Below are 16,981 nucleotides of genomic sequence, written 5' to 3' on the forward strand. Positions count from 1 at the left end.
GGTGATCTCTAAACCCTTTTGAAGTGATCATAATTCAACCTGTCATGTATAGAAAGGCGATTCCTATTTTTTAGGGCTCGCCTCTGTATTATTAAACATTAATTTTAGTAGCTTAATTCACCTAAATTATACCTGTTAATGAAAGGCGGATTAGTAAAAATTTTCTTCGACCATACTCGTTAAAAGTAGTTTATTTTTCATCCCTTTTTATCTATTAAACTATTCCGAGGAAAATGAACCAGCTTTAGTAACACAACTTCCCCCATAAAATTCCTTAAAGCATATTACCCCTCCTATCGTAATCATTATGTAAAGATGGAATCTAGTAAAAGTTGAAGCTTATCTTTGGATAGTTTTAAAAATAGGGCACTTATTATAACAAATTCAGACAACATCCATCACATTTTCAGAACATCAAAATCCGTATATTAAAAGTATTCTGTTAAATTTATCTTGACATCCTGAAAAAGCACATATAACATTAATAATGATAATCATTATCATTTGAACAGAAGGAGAGATGTAAACCGGTAATGCTTAGGAACCAAATACATACCTGAATAACAACCCTGAAATTGTGAATTAAAAAACCCCACCATAATCTTCAATGGGGCCAAGTAAAAGCATTATTTTTTCTATATAACTATTTTAACTATGAATGAACTTACTCCATAATAAGTAAGTTTATCAGCACTATTTTATAATACATTACAAGATAAGGATGGATATGCAAATGAATGCAAAGCTAAAGATATCATTTATAACTTTATTAGTTTCACTTATGAGTGTCCTGCTTCTAATCGGTTGCTCGACACAGGACTCTGACTCCACTTCAACAAAGAGTGCTTCGGCAAATACAGACGAGAAGGAAGAAGCAAATTCCGATGAAAAGAATTCTGAATATCCAATTGTAATACAGCATGCTTTTGGCGAAACTGTAATTGAAAGCAAGCCTGAACGAGTAGCTACCGTTCAATGGGCAAATCATGATGTTGCCCTTGCTCTTGGCGTTGTACCAGTAGGTTTCTCAGCAGCAAACTACGGTGTTCAAGATGATAGCGGTTTATTGCCTTGGACAGCAGAGAAGCTTGAAGAACTTGGTGTAGACGACCCTAATATTTACCAGGATACAGACGGACTTGATTTCGAGGCAATATCTGATTCCAACCCTGACGTAATTCTTGCTGCATACTCCGGTATCACACAGGAAGACTACGATATCCTTAGTGAAATTGCTCCAGTTGTAGCCTACCAAACTGATCCTTGGATTACGACATGGCGTGATCAAGTTTTGTATAATGCAACAGGTATGGGAATGAAAGAGGAAGGCGAACAACTCATTAAAGATACAGAAAAATTAATTAAAGAAAAGGCAAGTGAATATCCTGAAATCAAAGGCAAAAAGGTAGCCTTCGCTAACTTCTCAGCAGATGATTTGTCTAAGATACATGTTTATACTCATGAAGATCCTCGTGGAGCGTTTCTAATTGAATTAGGAATGGAATATCCTGAAAGTGTAAAAAGTGCGATCACGGATCCTAGTAGCTTCGCTTTAACATTAAGTGCGGAAAATGCAGACGTCCTTAACGATGCAGATATATTAATTGGATATGGGGATGAAAGCTTATATCAAGCGGTTAAAGAGGATCCATTGCTTGGAAAGATTCCTGCTATTGAAAGAGGCTCTGTTGTGTTTATTGGGAATAACACGCCTTTAGCTGCTGCTGGAAACCCAAATCCACTGGCGATTGCTTATACTATTGATGAATACCTAGAACTAATCTCTGGAGCTATTGAAAAGATCGATGAATAGTTCAATAGATTCAAAGAATCATTTGTTAAAACCGCATATTCCAAGGAATTTTAAAGCGGTACTGGTGATTTGCTTTGTATTGTTAGTGTTAAGTGTAATTGCATCTCTAGTCTTTGGCTCTAGGCCTGTGAAATTTAGTGGTTTAATAGATGGATTATTTCACCAAAATATAGATACGTATGATGCAAACGTTGTACGTAAGAGGGTTTCGCGAACCATTTTCAGTTTGTTTTGCGGTGCTGCACTTGGTGTTTCCGGAGCACTTATGCAAGCCGTCACTCGAAATCCGATCGCAGACCCTAGTATTCTTGGTGTTAATACCGGTGCAGCTTTATTTGTTGTTAGTGGAATTGCATTCTTAAATATAAATACGGCATCTCAATATATTTGGCTTGCTTTAGCTGGGGCAATGATAACCGCTGTTTTCGTATTCGGTATAGGGTCTATGGGGCGTGGCGGTGCTACGCCCCTTAAGCTTGTATTGGCAGGAGCAGCAACAAGCGCTGCCCTTTCTTCTCTCGTTATCGCAATTATGATTCCACGCTCCTATGTGATGGATCAATTCAGGTTTTGGCAAGTGGGCAGTGTAGGATCAGCTAACTGGGGCACTATTACTACCTTTATCCCGTTTCTTATCATCGGTATATTGTTAGGGTTAATATCTACTTCGGCACTAAATGCATTGGCATTAGGAGATGAAGTAGCAACAGGGTTGGGCGTTCGAACGGGAATGCTAAGACTCATTGCAGCTCTTGCAGCTGTTCTTTTGTGCGGAGCTACTACTGCACTAGCTGGACCTATTGGCTTTGTGGGGCTATTATCTACTCATGTTATACGCCTTATCCTCGGCCCTGACCTACGGTATATTATACCAATGTCAGCTATTGCGGGAGCTATCATTCTAACTATTTCAGATGTGTGCGGAAGGCTCATCGGTAGCCCTGGAGAGCTTGAAGTAGGCGTTGTTACAGCGTTTATAGGAGCTCCAATACTGATAATACTTGCCAGGAAAGCGAAAGTGCAATCATTATGAATAATAAATCTATGGAAATCATTAGAGAGGGAAGACGTCACAGACGTCGCCGTTGGATAATTGTCACTGGTTTACTCACGGTACTAATGTTTATACTCTGCTCTGCAATGTTATTACTAGGCAACACCATCTATCCTATAAAAGACGTCGTCCTAGTGCTGACAGGTGAGCAGATCAAAGGCGCATCTTTCGCCATTAATACGATACGTTTACCGAGAATGCTAGCAGGTCTCTTTGCTGGGATTGCTTTCGGAATTGGCGGTAACACCTTTCAGACGATGTTACGAAATCCACTTGCAAACCCAAATGTAATTGGAATTACTACCGGCTCAAGCGCTGCTGCAGTTTATTGCATTGTCATTCTTCACACAAGTGATACGATAGTCTCTATAGCTTCCGTCGTTGCTGGTCTAGCTACTGTACTATTTATTTATCTGTTCTCTAAGGGGAAATCATTTTCAGTTGGGCGTTTAATCCTAGTCGGAATAGGTGCGCAAGCTATGCTAAATGCGATGGTATCCTACCTTTTACTAGTTGGTGATCAACAAGATATACCTGCAGCACTCAGATGGCTCAGTGGTAGCCTCAATGGTTCTCAAATGGAGGAACTTCCACCACTTGTTATTGCTGTTTTAGTATTAGTGCCAATGATTATTATGTTAGGAAAACAATTAAGTATATTAGAACTTGGGGAACAATCTGCCACTTCTTTAGGAGTTAATACGGACATGACAAGAATTTTACTTATTTTAGGTTCTGTCTGTATAATTGCATTGGCCACAGCAACAACTGGGCCAATCGCCTTTGTCGCATTCCTTTCGGGACCGATAGCAAAAAGATTAGTCGGAGTAGGATTTTCCAATGTAATCCCTGCGGGTCTTGTTGGCGCAAATTTGGTTTTAGCATCAGATCTAATCGGACAATTTGCTTTTAATGTCAGATATCCCGTCGGTATCATAACTGGCATAATTGGAGCTCCATATCTGATCTACTTGCTAATCCGAATGAATCGAAAGGGAGAATTATAATGAAACCAAATCATACTTTTCAAGCCGAAGAAATCGTGGCAGGCTATGATAACAAAACGATTATTCATGGAATAAGTCTCGAGATCCCAAGCAATAAAATAAGCGTTATCATAGGTGCAAACGCCAGTGGAAAGTCTACGCTTCTGAAAACGTTGGCAAGACTTATCAAACCAACATCAGGAAAAATAACCCTCGATGGAAGACAGTTGAATAAAATTCCACCAAAACAGTTGGCCCGCACTTTAGGACTTCTTCCACAATCACCTATTGTCCCGGAAGGAATATCTGTTGCTGATTTGGTTGGAAGAGGAAGGTTTCCACACCAATCACTTTTTAGTGGATGGACAAATAAAGACTATGAGGCAGTGGCAGAAGCAATGGATATTATGAATATCACGGAGCTTGCCAATCGTCATATCGATGAACTTTCAGGTGGCCAAAGGCAGCGCGTATGGATAGCAATGGCTCTAGCACAACAAACAGATATATTATTTTTAGACGAACCGACAACCTTTTTAGATATAACCTACCAAGTCGAAATTTTAGATTTGCTTACAGATCTCAACCGTAAACATGGAACAACGATTGTAATGGTGCTTCATGATATCAATTTATCCGCGAGATATGCTGACAATATCTTCGCTATCAATCAAGGAAAACTTGTCGCAGAGGGTGAGCCCTCACAGGTAATCTCAAGCAAATTAATTGAAGATATTTTTGGACTTCATAGTACTGTTATAAAGGATCCTGTATCAGGCTCTCCTTCTGTAGTACCAATTGGACGCCATCATGTTCATCATGAATTTACTCCTTAGTCTTAAACAGCAAATGATTAGTTTCCCACATCAGACTATGGAAGATTATTAAGCGTAATGTTGGTACACGAAATAAAAATTTCTCTCATAAGAAACCACGTATCTTAGCTAAAGATTCGTGGTTTTTTATGCTTACTTTTTTTCCTTCTTCTGTGTGGCTAAACAATTTAAATCCGATATCTGACATCCAGGTAGAGCTCCTGCTTTAATCTACATTGAGCCAGGTGTATAAATAATTATGATGTCACCAGGGTGAAGTGTCATTATTAATTTAAACTAGATGAATTAGCGTTAAGCTTTTGTTAGTTATCACTAGAAATTAGGTAATGATTGTAAAACTCCCCCTGTAAAGACGTTTTCGCGTTCCTTACAAAGTACATTTTCCTAAAAAACAAATGAGTGGCATCCCCCATTAATGGAGATGCCACTCATTTGTTTTTACTAATCAGATTGTTCTAATTCATCGACTAATCTTTCTGCGACACGCCTATACATGTTACTTGCATTTACAAAAGTGGATATCAACAATAGTTGTTCATGTTTTGCATCTAGTTTGTTATTAACGGTTCGCTCTTGCTTGACCATTTTTTCTAAATCATCCGCTTCCGTTATAAACTGTTTCGTTTTTTGTGTCTGCAAGGCAAGATAACTTGCATACAAAGCCTCTAAATTGCTCTCTTCTTCTTCAGCCTTATCATTCACACTATTTAAAACAGATTTGACATCATTAATAGATAGTGTTCCTTTTAAATGGTAAATGAGGCTAATTAAGATTAAATTATTCCTCGAATACTTCTTGTTTTTAATCGGATACAATATTTTACCTTTAGCATAATTATTTATCATCGTTTTCGTTAGAATTTTGTCTTCGTCATTTCGCTTACTAGATTCAAAAGTATTCTCAAACAATTGTGTCACTTGATCCATATATAAATCAATCTTCGGCATTTCTTCTAAAGTAAGGTGCTGGTTAAGATTAAGCTCTGAAATAATATCTTCCATTGTTTTCATCATTTTACCTCTCTTTATATCACTGAATTAAGTATAACTAAAATAAGGAGATACGTAAACCATTGACTATGTATTGTGACAGGTGTATCATATTATGTAGTTATTAAAACTACATGTGAAGGTGGATATATTTTGGTAAACAATTATATTAGAGAGCCAATTAACGGTTTAACGCATTTAGCAGGAGCAATTCTTTCCTTTGTTGCCTTATTAGCTATGGTGATTAAAGCTGCAAGCACTTCTTCCTCACCTTTAGCTATTTCAGCAGTTATCATTTTTGGAATTAGCTTGATACTACTGTATTCCGCATCAGCTACATATCATATGGTAATAGCTAAAAATAAAGTAATTGCATGGCTGAGAAAATTAGATCACTCGATGATCTTTATTCTAATTGCCGGAACTTACACCCCATTTTGCCTTATTACCTTAAGAGGCACCATAGGTTGGATTCTGTTTTCTATCATTACAATCGTAGCCATCTGCGGTGTATTATTCAAAATGATCTGGTTCAACTGTCCAAGGTGGGTATCAACTGCTTTGTATATTGGAATGGGTTGGATGATTATTTTCGCCTCTGCTCCATTATCAGAACGTATGGACCATATGGGTTTATTCCTATTAATTCTCGGGGGAGTCATTTATACCCTTGGCGGTGTTATCTATGGAGCAAAGCCGAAGTTTATTGAAACAAAATTTATGGGATTCCACGAAATTTTTCATATTTTCATTTTGCTTGGAAGTGTCGCCCACTTTTTAAGTGTCTATATTTACGTTCTATAAGAACAGGGTACTTTCTACCCTGTCCTTGTTTTAATTTAGATTCAATAATTAAGTTTATGGCTCTGTTATAGGTAAATGTTGATATTATAAAAATGGAACTTCCTAGTTTATGGAAGTTCCATTTTTATAATATTTGCTTGTTAAATAACTGCTTCGTTAGTACAAGAAATATTTTCATATTCCACCCATTCGTTATGTGGGGCTTTTTTTGTTATTTACAAAAAGCAAAACAACCACTAAGACAAATCCAATATTTTTTATTAAATCATATACTTTGGAAATGGCCATAAGAATTACGCTAACAAAAATAAGAATATTGTTCTCATTTTTATTTTTAATCGTTTTAGATAAGCGGTAAATTATAACAGCACTTATTTAAAAATACCCGACTAATTAAATTATTTAATAAACTTTTCTGGACTTTTAACATAGCTTTCTTTTATGTAACCACAGTCTGAGCAAAATACATGTAAAATCTCAGAACCCATATTAAAAATGCTTCTACCCTCTGGAAAGATATTACCTTGATTATACTGAACACCTTTTAAAGTGTTATTGTTTCCGCATTTTGGACATTCAGAATTTTGGTTATCCAATCTTATCCACTCCTCTAATATACATACGAATATATGTCATAAAAGTTCCATTTAATTTCCCATTCCTTCTTTTACATTCCTGCCTTTTTTAGTTAACAAGTAGTAACGTTTATATCGTGAATCTAGATAATCTAATCGCATCATACTTTTCCATATTTTTTATTAAATTCCCTTTAATCATCAAGTCATTCATAGTAATAAGATTCCTTTGGTGTAGAATGGATTCTAACACCTAAAACCAAGCATGGTAATTATTCAGATATTTAGATGCAACTCCATTAGTTTTCTGAATGGCTTCAAGAATATCAGTTGCTCCCATGTTCATCAACAACAGACTTTAACAGCGCCAAGTATATAAAAACGTTACCCGTTACTAATTCACTATATAAAATAGAAATTCTATACTTTCCCTTCTACTTAACCATATTTATGATACTATATATAAAACTAATTAAAGCTAGGTGATTTTATTGTTATTAATGAATAATTTATTCCGTGATTTTCATATAAGTCTTGAATGGATTAAGGTAGCGGCTATCTATATCGCTGTCGTCTGCCTTCTATTTATTTTACGCTGGGTGACCATGCACTTTATAAAAAGGTTAAATTCCAAAGACGTTGTGCAAAATATTCAAGCATTTCGAGTATTGGTTAATTGGGTGACAACCTACGGAATTTTGGTATTTACACTTATATATTTTTCTAAGTCAAAATGGATGTTTAGTAAAGTGGCATCCTTGGGGAAAGTAGAGATTTCTTTTTTCTTAATCATTGTTGCTATTTTAATCGTATCTTTTGCCAACAGACTATCCAAAGTCGTAACAAAATACCTTTTACCAAAAGCTTATGACCGCTATCAATTGGATAGAGGTGTACAATTTACATTTAATCGGATCTTTCACTATTGTATTATGATTATTGCCTTTGTTATTAGTTTAACGACAGTCGGCATTGACCTTAGTGCACTAACTGTATTCGCTGGTGTAATTGGGGTTGGGATTGGTTTTGGAATGCAGAACATAGCCTCTAATTTCATCTCTGGCATTATCCTTCTATTCGAAAGACCCATTAAGGTCGGGGATCGCGTCATAGTAAATGACATTATCGGTGATATAGAAAAGATAAATATGCGTGCAACCATCATTCGCACTATAGACAATGAACATATTATCGTACCTAATTCTTACTTTTTAGAAGAACATGTGGTGAATAGATCCTATAGCGATCCTACAATGAGACTAAGAATCCCCATTGGAGTTGCTTATGGAACAGATGTGGAAAAAGTTAGAGACTTGTTATTACAAGTAGCTGCAGAGGAAGCTTCTGAAGCAAAAGTCATCCTGTCCAATCCGGAACCATTTGTTAACTTCTCAGGATTTGGTGAGTCATCTTTAGATTTCGAATTGTTTGTTTGGATTTCAAATGCTAATCAAATCATCACTACTAAAAGTAACATCAATTTTCGCATTAATCGAGTTTTAGAACAGCATGCAATTGAAATACCATTCCCTCAAAGAGATTTACATATAAAAAGTGTAGCAGACGGAACATTCAAAGCATGGAAATAATAATGTGATTGAAGTGGAAACGATCAGCCTAAAATTTGCTGATCGTTCTTTTTATCGCTTATTTTTCGAATTAATTTCAAATTTGAAATAAGAATTAGAAAGAGGATTGGATAAAGGAAAGCAGAATACCAGAGTTTCCAAGTATTGTGGTAAAAGAAGTTGGTTTGCAATGAAATCCATTCAAAAAAGATAGAGAATATAGACCAACCTAATATATACAACACCTGAGTTTTACCTTTTTTATGAAAGGGAAATAAGTCTAGAAATAACGTATTAATGGAAGGATAAACTAAGAATTGTGCTAGGACACCTAAGTAATTAACACCTTCAATAATAAAGCCATACATATTATATTTAACATCCAAAAACGCATCCACTGTTCTACCAAAAGAAAGAGCAAAAAATGAGGTGGCATAGATCTCAATACTAGTTAATTGTTTTGGCACCTTGACAGCTATTAGATTCAAAAGAATCAGGCAGCCAAATATAAAAATCATTTACATATTCACACCCTCTAATAAAACATATTGGTTAGCTTACCCAAAATAATTTCACTTATTAAACGGAGCTTTATTACATTTATATTCTCGTATGCCACTTCTTTAATTTCTTTCAAGGGAAAATGAGCCAAACTAGTAAATTTTACGTAGATTTCATTATCAAATGCGCTTCTTACGTAATTTGATAATTCCCCACTCCATTTGAAAAATTAATCCAGTTATCTTTTCTACTTTTAAACACATACTGATTAAGGTAATAGCTCATTACCATTTAAAAACGGAGGGATAAGAAATGCAAAACCAACATTTCAACCAAAACCAAGGTATGCGTCAATCGCCAAATATGCAAGCACAAATGAATCACGGTGGACATGAGATTTTAGACAGTCATGAAGTATTATCATGTATGGTAAGCCTACTTGACCAGTACTTGATTTTTGACCAGTCAATACGTGACCAGGAGTTAAAATCAATTGTTAATCGTCAACGTAGCTTCATGACGGATCTTTATAACATTACGGTAGAAACGTTCTCAACTGGGCGTAAACCATCTCACGGTACTCAAATTTATAACATGCAACAAAGTAATGATGTGACTTACGGTTTAAGCCAATCACCATCTCAACCAAGTAGACCAAAAACGTCTATAAATGAGATTAGTGATAAGCATATTTCTGGCTTCATGCTCGGATTAGTGAAATCAACAGCTTCTATGCTGACAGTAGCTTCTTTAGAAGCAACTAACCCCGTGATGAGACGTGTTTTAGCCGATAGTGTACCGAATTTTATCGAGATGGCATATGAGCTATTCCTTTATCAAAATAAGAACCAATATTATCAAGTCCCTCAGTTATCACAGCAAGACATGAACCAAATGATGCAAGGTTATGCACCGGTTCAACAAATGCAACAACCAAACCGTTATCAAATGTAATGTACGAAAAGAAACAAGGCTATAGCATTTCTGCTATAGCCTTGTTTTTATATGAATAACACCGAATAGCCTCAATGATTACGCCTTGCAAAGTCAACGAAACGAAATTTATCCGGTCTATGTCTCGATTCCGTGTATTGAAAAAGACTTGCATCATCTAGGTAGACGTAATTTTTAATGACCACAATATTATGGAATCCTTCTAAATCCAATAAGTTACGATCCTCTTCTGTTGGTACATCAACAACAATTTCCTTTTTTGCAAAACTGATTGTTAGTTTAAGATCGTTTTCAAGATAATTGTAAATAGAGTCCTCGCATATTTCCCTGGTTAAATTCGCAACAAACGATTCTTTTAAATAATCTTTATCAAGAATTATTTTACTTCCACCAATTTCTCTGGTACGAATAACCTGCCAAACCAACTCTGCTTTGCTAGTGTTAAGTTGCTTTCTTAAATAGTCGTTTGGTTTGATTAGACTTAAGTCATTCACAATCGTCTTCGGACTTTTATCCATTTTTTGAGCTAATTCCTTAAAGCTAACGAGACCAGAAATCGGAAAGTCAAACTTACTTCTATCAATGACAACGGATCCTTTTCCGCGTATTTTTTGGATATAGCCATTTTGCGATAATAGATTTAATGCTTTTCTAATTGTCTCCCTTGATGTATCATAACGATCCTTCAGTTCATTCTCAGAAGGTAATAAATGATTCGGCTCTAAAGCCCCGGCATTTATTTGTTCAGCTATGTCATTATAAATCGTTAAATACTTATTATTCATTAGAATGTCCCCATTTATTTTCTTAAATAATACACAACCGATTCATATGGACGTAAATTAACAGTTTTCACATCCTTTGAGGAATCACTGTAATTTGTAAGTAGCACTTCACTCGAATACCCCTCAACACTTACATAGTCAGGGAGTTCAAAGGTAGTGTTATTTCCATAAAAATTGTTTATAACAACTAATTTTTCATCCTTACTATTTCGAATATATGCAAAAATTTCAGAATGATCTTCTAAAATTAATTGGTAGTCACCTTCTGTAATAATATCATATTTTTTTCTTAGGTTGTTTAATTTTTGATAGTGATAGAAAATGGAGTTCTTATCTTTAAGGGCATTCTCAGCATTAATTTGTTTATAATTTGCAGCTGGATTAATCCAAGGTGTGCCAGATGTAAAACCTGCATGTTCACTGTCATTCCATTGTACAGGCGTTCTAGAGTTATCCCTCGACTTTTGCTGCAACACTTCAATGATTTCTTCTTCAGAAATCCCTTCTTCTTGTTTGATATTATAAATATTCAGAGATTCTACATCTCTATAATCATTAATATTATCAAATTTTGGATTTGTCATCCCAAACTCTTCACCTTGATAAATATAAGGAGTTCCTTGCATCATATGGATAGTGGTTGCAAGCATTTTAGCTGACTCCTGATGGTATTTACCATCATCACCAAAACGAGACACTACCCTTGGCTGGTCATGGTTACACCAGAAAAGGGCATTCCATCCTCCACCTTTATTCATTTCTACTTGCCAAGTAGATAATATTTCTTTTAGTGAATGAAAATCAAAATCCGCCTGTGTCCACTTATCTCCATTGGGGTAATCCACTTTTAGATGATGGAAGTTAAAGGTCATACTTAACTCATCACGCTCTGGTTTTGTATATTTAATACAATTTTCTATTGTGGTGGAAGACATTTCACCAACAGTCATAATATCATATTTAGAGAATACCTTTTGATTCATTTCATGCAGGAACTCATGAACGCGTGGACCGTCAGTATAGAACCTCCTCCCATCTCCAGGAGGCACCGTTCCGTCATCGTTCGGAAAGTCTTGATCCTTCGATATTAGGTTAATAACATCAAGACGAAACCCATCGACACCCTTTTGTAACCAGAAATCCATCATGTCATATACTGATTTTCTTACCTCTTGATTTTCCCAATTCAAATCAGCCTGTGTAACATCAAATAAATGGAGATAATACTGTCCAGTCGTTTCTTCATACTGCCATGCAGATCCACCAAACTTTGAAGCCCAATTTGTCGGAACTTGCCCGTTATCCCCATCTTTCCAAATATAGAAATCCCGGTAAGGATTATCTTTTGAAGTCATGGATTGATAAAACCATTCATGCTCCGTAGAAGTATGATTAACTACAATATCCATAATAATTTTTAATCCACGATTATGGGCTTGACTCAACAACTCATCAAATTCCCCCATTGTTCCATACTCTTCATATATTTGATAATAATCACTTATATCATATCCATTATCTCGTTGCGGTGACTGATAGATTGGAGTGAGCCACAATACATCTACACCTAATTCTTTCAGATAGTCTAGCTTCTCAATGATTCCTTTTATATCTCCAACGCCATTTCCAGTTGTATCATTAAAGCTTTTAGGATAAATCTGATAAACTACTGCTTTTTTCCACCATGGTTGAGACACTACGTGCACCTGCCTTTATGATTTGAACATCAAGAAGCAACCATTTCCTAGGTTGCTTAATTGATTATTTATAGAAAAAAAGAGGGAAAGTATCCCCCTCGTTTTACTTGATTTATTTTCCTAACCTTTCGTATGCATTTTTACCCATTCTGCTTTTTGCAAAAATAAACGTTAGGATGATTGGGATTACAACAGCCACTATCATTGCTATGAAAAATTTAACCCAATCGTCTGCTTGAATGGATAAGATACCAGGAAGTCCTCCAACCCCAATTGAGTTAGCCATTACATCACTTCCTACTGAGATGATAGCTGCAATAGATGAACCTATCATAGCTGCCAAAAACGGAAAGACATACTTTAGGTTAATACCAAACATAGCTGGTTCCGTTACACCAAGATAACAGGAGATTGCAGCTGGAACAGATACTTGTTTTTCTTTCTCATCATTTTTATTAAGCAAGATCATAGCCACAACAGCAGAACCTTGGGCAATATTAGATAATGCAATCATTGGCCATAAATTAGTTCCGCCAAAGTCACTCATTAACTGTAAATCAATCGCATTCGTCATATGGTGCAACCCAGTAATTACAAGTGGGGCATAGGCAAAACCAAATATCGCTGCAAATAACCAACCCAATGTTGATGTTAAACCTGAATATACAACATTAGAAATCCATGTACCTATCTCCCAACCAATAGGCCCTAAAACGGTATGCGCAATTAACACTGCCGGGATTAGTGCAAAAAACGGAACAAAAATCATAGAAATTACATTTGGAATTACTTTTCTTAGACCTATTTCTAAATACGCTAACACAAACCCAGCAAGTATTGCCGGTATAACTTGTGCTTGATACCCAATCATATCTACTTGGGCGAATCCAAAATCCCAAAAAGGTATATCTGTCGCATTTGGAACTGCATATGCGTTTAGTAACTGTGGAGATACAAGCGATATCCCTAGTACAATCCCCAGAATTTGAGTAGTACCCATTTTTCTAGATATTGCCCAGGTAATACCTACTGGTAAAAAGTGAAATATAGCCTCCCCAATAAGCCATAGAAATGAATGCGTGCCGGCCCAGAACTGCGATACATCAACTAACGTCTTCGCACCTTTTTCGCCAAACATACCCAAACTAAATTCGCCTGCTTCTGTAAACATTCCAATACTACCAATAACGTTTCTAAAACCTAGGATAAGACCACCAACAACTAAGGCTGGAATTAATGGTGTAAAGATGTCAGCAAGGTGCGCAATTAATCGTTGAATGATATTCATGTTTTGTTTTGCCGCTTGCTTCGCATCATCTTTCGATGTATCGCCTACACCCGCTATTTTTGTAAACTCATTATAAAAGGATGGTACCTCATTACCTATAATGACTTGGAATTGACCTGCTTGCGTAAAAGTACCTTTAACAAGTTCAATAGCTTCAACAGCTTTAACATCAGCCTTCTGTGGATCATTTAAAACAAACCTCATTCTTGTTGCACAGTGTGTGACAACTGAAATGTTATCGCTTCCTCCAACATGCTCAAGTAATTCCTTAGCTGGAGATGTAAATTTACTCATTACTTTTTCCCCCTTTAATAGCGTTTTTTATTCTTATCTTGTGACAATTTTTATGAAATATTCCCTTGTAATTAAATAGTCATGTATATACAAGTTTTGATTGCGTTTTCATTATATCTTGTATATACATGTTGTGTCAATTGTTTTTATAAAGAAAAAAACAAAGGAGAGATTTCCTCCTTTGTTAATCTGTTAGTAAGTTGCATCCTTATCCACATAACCACCATGCTGCGCTAACGTGTTTAGCGCTTGATCTAACTCACCATCGTCCACGTAAAATTCTAAAATTTGTCTAAAATGCTTGCTATCAGCTACATCATTCAATTCTCCATCTTCACCTAAGGTTGAAAAAATACCATTGCCATTGTAAGTACTACTACTTATATTTCCATTAATCGCAGGGATTAAGGCCATTGTTTTACTATCCTCAGGGATTACATCAATTCTCAAATCTTTAATATTTAATTTGTTTAACATAGCATGGGCGGATTCTGCATCGTTCTCATTCCTAAAATAAGCTTGTACATGCTTAGACATTACAAACATCCTTTCCTTTTTCTATACTTTAACCCATTCTTGCATTTAGTAAACTTACTAATCATTTAGTATGTACAATCTGAAATATAATAAAATCCCTGAGTAACATTACCCAGGGATTTTAATTTATTGTTTATTATCGAAAAGCATTTTTTTCATATTTATATGATCTATTGGACGACTATAATAATAGCCTTGGATATAGTCACACCCATTTTCTTTTAGGAATTCTACTTGTTCTTTGGTCTCTGCTCCTTCTGCTAATATAGACAAACCGAGCGATTTACCCAACTGGATAATCGAGGAGAGTAATAAATTGTCCCTTTCAGAAAAAGGGATTCCTTTAACAAATGCCCGATCAATTTTTAGTGTATCAACAGGAAGGTCCTTCAAATAGTGAATAGAGGAATAGCCGGTACCAAAGTCATCGATAGAAACTAAGACTCCCAACTCCTTTATTTCGTTTAACTTATTGATAATTTGCTTAGGATCAATGATGAGCGTTTCTGTGATCTCAAGTTCTAAGTACTGCGCATGAAGGCCCGCCTTTTCCAGGGCCCTTTTTATTGTTTGAACAAAATTTGGATGCATGAATTGCAAGGCTGAGACATTGACTGAAACCGGAACAAAAGCCACGCCCTCATCTTGCCATGTTTTGTTTTGCTTGCAAGCTTCAAATAATACCCATTCACCCAATTCAATTATAAACCCTGTTTCTTCGGCAATTGGGATGAAATCTACTGGGCTTATTATATTTTCTCCACCATCATTCCAACGAATTAATGCCTCCATACCAACTAAATTAGATGTACTAGCCTCCACTTTTGGTTGATATAGAATAAAAAATTCATTCAACTCCAATGCTTTGAATAGCTTCTTTTCTATACTCATCCTTGTTTCAAGTCTTTCAACCAAAGCATTACTAAAATAAGAAATGTTAGATACAGAATTGTTTTTAGACTCCTTCATCGCCAATGCCGCATAGGATAATAATTGTTCAATATCGGTACCATTCTCAGGAATTTTACTGATTCCAATACTATAGTCAATAGAAACCTCCTCATTCGATAATATATATGGTTTCTTTAAAATACATTCGATTTCTAATAATACCGATTCTAACTCAGAATGTTTAGAGTATGAATAATAGACGATAAAGTCATCTGCAAAGCTTCGAGTAATGAAAGCTTGATTAAATACTTTCTTTAACCTAGCTCCTACCTCCATTAACACATTGTCACTAGCTTGTTCCCCATAGCTGTTATTTATATTCCTAAATCTGTTTAAATTTATGCGAAGGATAGCAGCCTTTTGTACCTCTTTATCTATGTGTAATTTTAATCTATCAATAAAAAAATGAATTTTCATTAGACCTGTTAATTGATCATAGTTAGATAACTCTCTTATTTTCTGTCTTGCATCCTTGCCCTCCTCTACTTCTTTAGTCACATCAAACTGTAGACCGATGAAATAGATTGGCTTTCCCTCCTCCGATACTATAGGACTTATGATGAATTGATTCCAAAAATAACTACCATCCTTACGATAATTCTTTAGCGTTACCGTTTCAGATTTCACTTCTCGGATTGCTTGCCTTATTCTATCAATTTGTAGTTGATCTGTATCTTCTCCTTGTAGAAAACGGCAATTTTTCATTATAACTTCTTCACTCTGATACCCGGTCATGCTTGAAAAACCTTCATTTATATACACTAAAGGTAAGGCTGATTTCCTAGCATCAACAATGGTAAAACCAATTCCCATTTTATTAATTGTGTTTAGAAATTCGGGCAATTCTATTGAGGATTCAAATTCTGAAATAAAATTCACGATGTGTAACCTCTCTTCAACAAACTGATAGGTCTTTTCTATTATTTCTATCTATATACTATTATCGGACACATTTACTGTATATATAAATTTAACTTTAATCTTAAATATGGACTACATTTCTAACTATTGTTGCTTATGTTGCAATATCTATAGGACTCTGTGTTAAGTAATAGGATACGCAATCTAACGTCGCGATTTTTTATGATTTCTCTATTTTCGCGATGTTAGGTGCTCTCTAACAAAGCGAATTCTTATGATTTCTTTAACTTCGCGATGTTAGGTGCTCTCTAACAAAGCGAATTCTTATGATTTCTTTAATTTCGCGATGTTAGGTGCTCTCTAACAAAGCGAATTCTTATGATTTCTTTAACTTCGCGATGTTAGGTGCTCTCTAACAAAGCGAATTCTTATAGTTTCTCGACTTTCGCGACGTTAGGTGCTCTCTAACAAAGCGAATTTTTATGAT

At 35.6% G+C, this 16,981-nt stretch carries 15 protein-coding genes and 1 pseudogene; 7 read left to right on the forward strand and 9 right to left on the reverse strand.

Going from position 1 to position 16,981, the window contains the following annotated elements:
* The first annotated feature begins 733 nt into the window (after nt 1–733).
* From H7K77_RS14750 to H7K77_RS14765, 4 genes are read left to right on the forward strand one after another with little or no spacing between them, the layout of a single operon-like run.
* Nucleotides 734–1,813, forward strand: coding sequence for an iron-siderophore ABC transporter substrate-binding protein (locus H7K77_RS14750; RefSeq protein WP_235988947.1), 1,080 nt, complete (start codon nt 734–736; stop codon nt 1,811–1,813).
* Nucleotides 1,806–2,846, forward strand: coding sequence for a FecCD family ABC transporter permease (locus tag H7K77_RS14755; protein WP_186578680.1), 1,041 nt, complete (start codon nt 1,806–1,808; stop codon nt 2,844–2,846). The genes H7K77_RS14750 and H7K77_RS14755 overlap by 8 nt, the downstream gene beginning before the upstream one ends.
* Nucleotides 2,843–3,874, forward strand: coding sequence for a FecCD family ABC transporter permease (locus H7K77_RS14760; RefSeq protein WP_186578682.1), 1,032 nt, complete (start codon nt 2,843–2,845; stop codon nt 3,872–3,874). Before H7K77_RS14755 ends, H7K77_RS14760 begins: the two co-directional genes overlap by 4 nt.
* Nucleotides 3,874–4,689, forward strand: coding sequence for an ABC transporter ATP-binding protein (locus H7K77_RS14765; protein WP_186578684.1), 816 nt, complete (start codon nt 3,874–3,876; stop codon nt 4,687–4,689). Before H7K77_RS14760 ends, H7K77_RS14765 begins: the two co-directional genes overlap by 1 nt.
* A 441-nt stretch (nt 4,690–5,130) precedes the next feature.
* Here the strand turns inward: H7K77_RS14765 and H7K77_RS14770 are convergent, their stop codons facing one another.
* Complete coding sequence (locus tag H7K77_RS14770) at nt 5,131–5,700, reverse strand: DUF1836 domain-containing protein (RefSeq protein WP_186578716.1); 570 nt, start codon at nt 5,698–5,700, stop codon at nt 5,131–5,133.
* Nucleotides 5,701–5,832: 132 nt separating this feature from the next.
* Between H7K77_RS14770 and trhA the strand changes: the two genes are divergently transcribed.
* Complete coding sequence (gene trhA, locus H7K77_RS14775) at nt 5,833–6,483, forward strand: PAQR family membrane homeostasis protein TrhA (RefSeq protein WP_186578686.1); 651 nt, start codon at nt 5,833–5,835, stop codon at nt 6,481–6,483.
* A 398-nt stretch (nt 6,484–6,881) separates the two neighbouring features.
* Here trhA and H7K77_RS14780 read toward each other — a convergent pair whose 3' ends face one another.
* Nucleotides 6,882–7,079, reverse strand: a complete 198-nt coding sequence (locus H7K77_RS14780; protein WP_186578688.1) for a transcription initiation factor TFIIIB — start codon at nt 7,077–7,079, stop codon at nt 6,882–6,884.
* 109 nt (nt 7,080–7,188) lie between these two features.
* Nucleotides 7,189–7,371: pseudogene (locus H7K77_RS14785) on the reverse strand (IS1595 family transposase); the annotation flags it as partial.
* A 187-nt stretch (nt 7,372–7,558) separates the two neighbouring features.
* On the opposite strand from H7K77_RS14785, the gene H7K77_RS14790 reads away from it, so the two are divergent.
* Entirely contained in the window at nt 7,559–8,647 is a 1,089-nt protein-coding gene (locus H7K77_RS14790) for a mechanosensitive ion channel family protein (protein WP_186578690.1), read from the forward strand.
* 23 nt (nt 8,648–8,670) lie between these two features.
* On the opposite strand, the gene H7K77_RS14795 is transcribed toward H7K77_RS14790, so the two are convergent.
* Nucleotides 8,671–9,144, reverse strand: coding sequence for a CBO0543 family protein (locus H7K77_RS14795; RefSeq protein WP_186578692.1), 474 nt, complete (start codon nt 9,142–9,144; stop codon nt 8,671–8,673).
* Between the two features lie 295 nt (nt 9,145–9,439).
* Between H7K77_RS14795 and H7K77_RS14800 the strand changes: the two genes are divergently transcribed.
* Nucleotides 9,440–10,081 carry a spore coat protein gene (locus H7K77_RS14800; protein WP_186578694.1) on the forward strand — a complete coding sequence of 214 codons (642 nt, stop codon included), beginning with the start codon at nt 9,440–9,442 and terminating at the stop codon, nt 10,079–10,081.
* Nucleotides 10,082–10,152: 71 nt separating this feature from the next.
* On the opposite strand, the gene treR is transcribed toward H7K77_RS14800, so the two are convergent.
* The 5 genes from treR to H7K77_RS14825 form a co-directional block, all read right to left on the reverse strand.
* The gene (gene treR, locus H7K77_RS14805; protein ID WP_186578696.1) at nt 10,153–10,866 is read right to left on the reverse strand and encodes a trehalose operon repressor; all 714 of its coding nucleotides are present in this window, start codon (nt 10,864–10,866) and stop codon (nt 10,153–10,155) included.
* A 14-nt stretch (nt 10,867–10,880) separates the two neighbouring features.
* Entirely contained in the window at nt 10,881–12,563 is a 1,683-nt protein-coding gene (gene treC, locus H7K77_RS14810; RefSeq protein ID WP_186578698.1) for an alpha,alpha-phosphotrehalase, read from the reverse strand.
* Between the two features lie 112 nt (nt 12,564–12,675).
* Nucleotides 12,676–14,145 carry a PTS system trehalose-specific EIIBC component gene (gene treP / locus H7K77_RS14815; protein WP_186578700.1) on the reverse strand — a complete coding sequence of 490 codons (1,470 nt, stop codon included), beginning with the start codon at nt 14,143–14,145 and terminating at the stop codon, nt 12,676–12,678.
* Nucleotides 14,146–14,337: 192 nt separating this feature from the next.
* On the reverse strand, nt 14,338–14,682 hold the full coding sequence (locus H7K77_RS14820) for a hypothetical protein (protein ID WP_186578702.1): 345 nt from the start codon (nt 14,680–14,682) through the stop codon (nt 14,338–14,340).
* Between the two features lie 126 nt (nt 14,683–14,808).
* Nucleotides 14,809–16,512: a putative bifunctional diguanylate cyclase/phosphodiesterase gene (locus H7K77_RS14825; protein WP_328701135.1), complete on the reverse strand. Its 1,704-nt coding sequence runs from the start codon at nt 16,510–16,512 to the stop codon at nt 14,809–14,811.
* Between the last annotated feature and the right edge of the window lie 469 nt (nt 16,513–16,981).

The sequence above is a fragment of the Aquibacillus kalidii genome, from assembly GCF_014280935.1.
In the GTDB taxonomy this organism is placed as follows: Bacteria; Bacillota; Bacilli; order Bacillales; family Amphibacillaceae; genus Aquibacillus_D; species Aquibacillus_D kalidii.

Coding starts and splice junctions, on each gene's coding strand:
- H7K77_RS14820 (WP_186578702.1), bottom strand. CDS start 14,682: ATGTCTAAGCATGTACAAGCTTATTTTAGGAATGAGAACGATGCAGAA.
- treP (WP_186578700.1), bottom strand. CDS start 14,145: ATGAGTAAATTTACATCTCCAGCTAAGGAATTACTTGAGCATGTTGGA.
- H7K77_RS14750 (WP_235988947.1), top strand. CDS start 734: ATGAATGCAAAGCTAAAGATATCATTTATAACTTTATTAGTTTCACTT.
- treR (WP_186578696.1), bottom strand. CDS start 10,866: ATGAATAATAAGTATTTAACGATTTATAATGACATAGCTGAACAAATA.
- H7K77_RS14755 (WP_186578680.1), top strand. CDS start 1,806: ATGAATAGTTCAATAGATTCAAAGAATCATTTGTTAAAACCGCATATT.
- H7K77_RS14790 (WP_186578690.1), top strand. CDS start 7,559: ATGAATAATTTATTCCGTGATTTTCATATAAGTCTTGAATGGATTAAG.
- H7K77_RS14760 (WP_186578682.1), top strand. CDS start 2,843: ATGAATAATAAATCTATGGAAATCATTAGAGAGGGAAGACGTCACAGA.
- H7K77_RS14795 (WP_186578692.1), bottom strand. CDS start 9,144: ATGATTTTTATATTTGGCTGCCTGATTCTTTTGAATCTAATAGCTGTC.
- H7K77_RS14770 (WP_186578716.1), bottom strand. CDS start 5,700: ATGAAAACAATGGAAGATATTATTTCAGAGCTTAATCTTAACCAGCAC.
- H7K77_RS14765 (WP_186578684.1), top strand. CDS start 3,874: ATGAAACCAAATCATACTTTTCAAGCCGAAGAAATCGTGGCAGGCTAT.
- H7K77_RS14800 (WP_186578694.1), top strand. CDS start 9,440: ATGCAAAACCAACATTTCAACCAAAACCAAGGTATGCGTCAATCGCCA.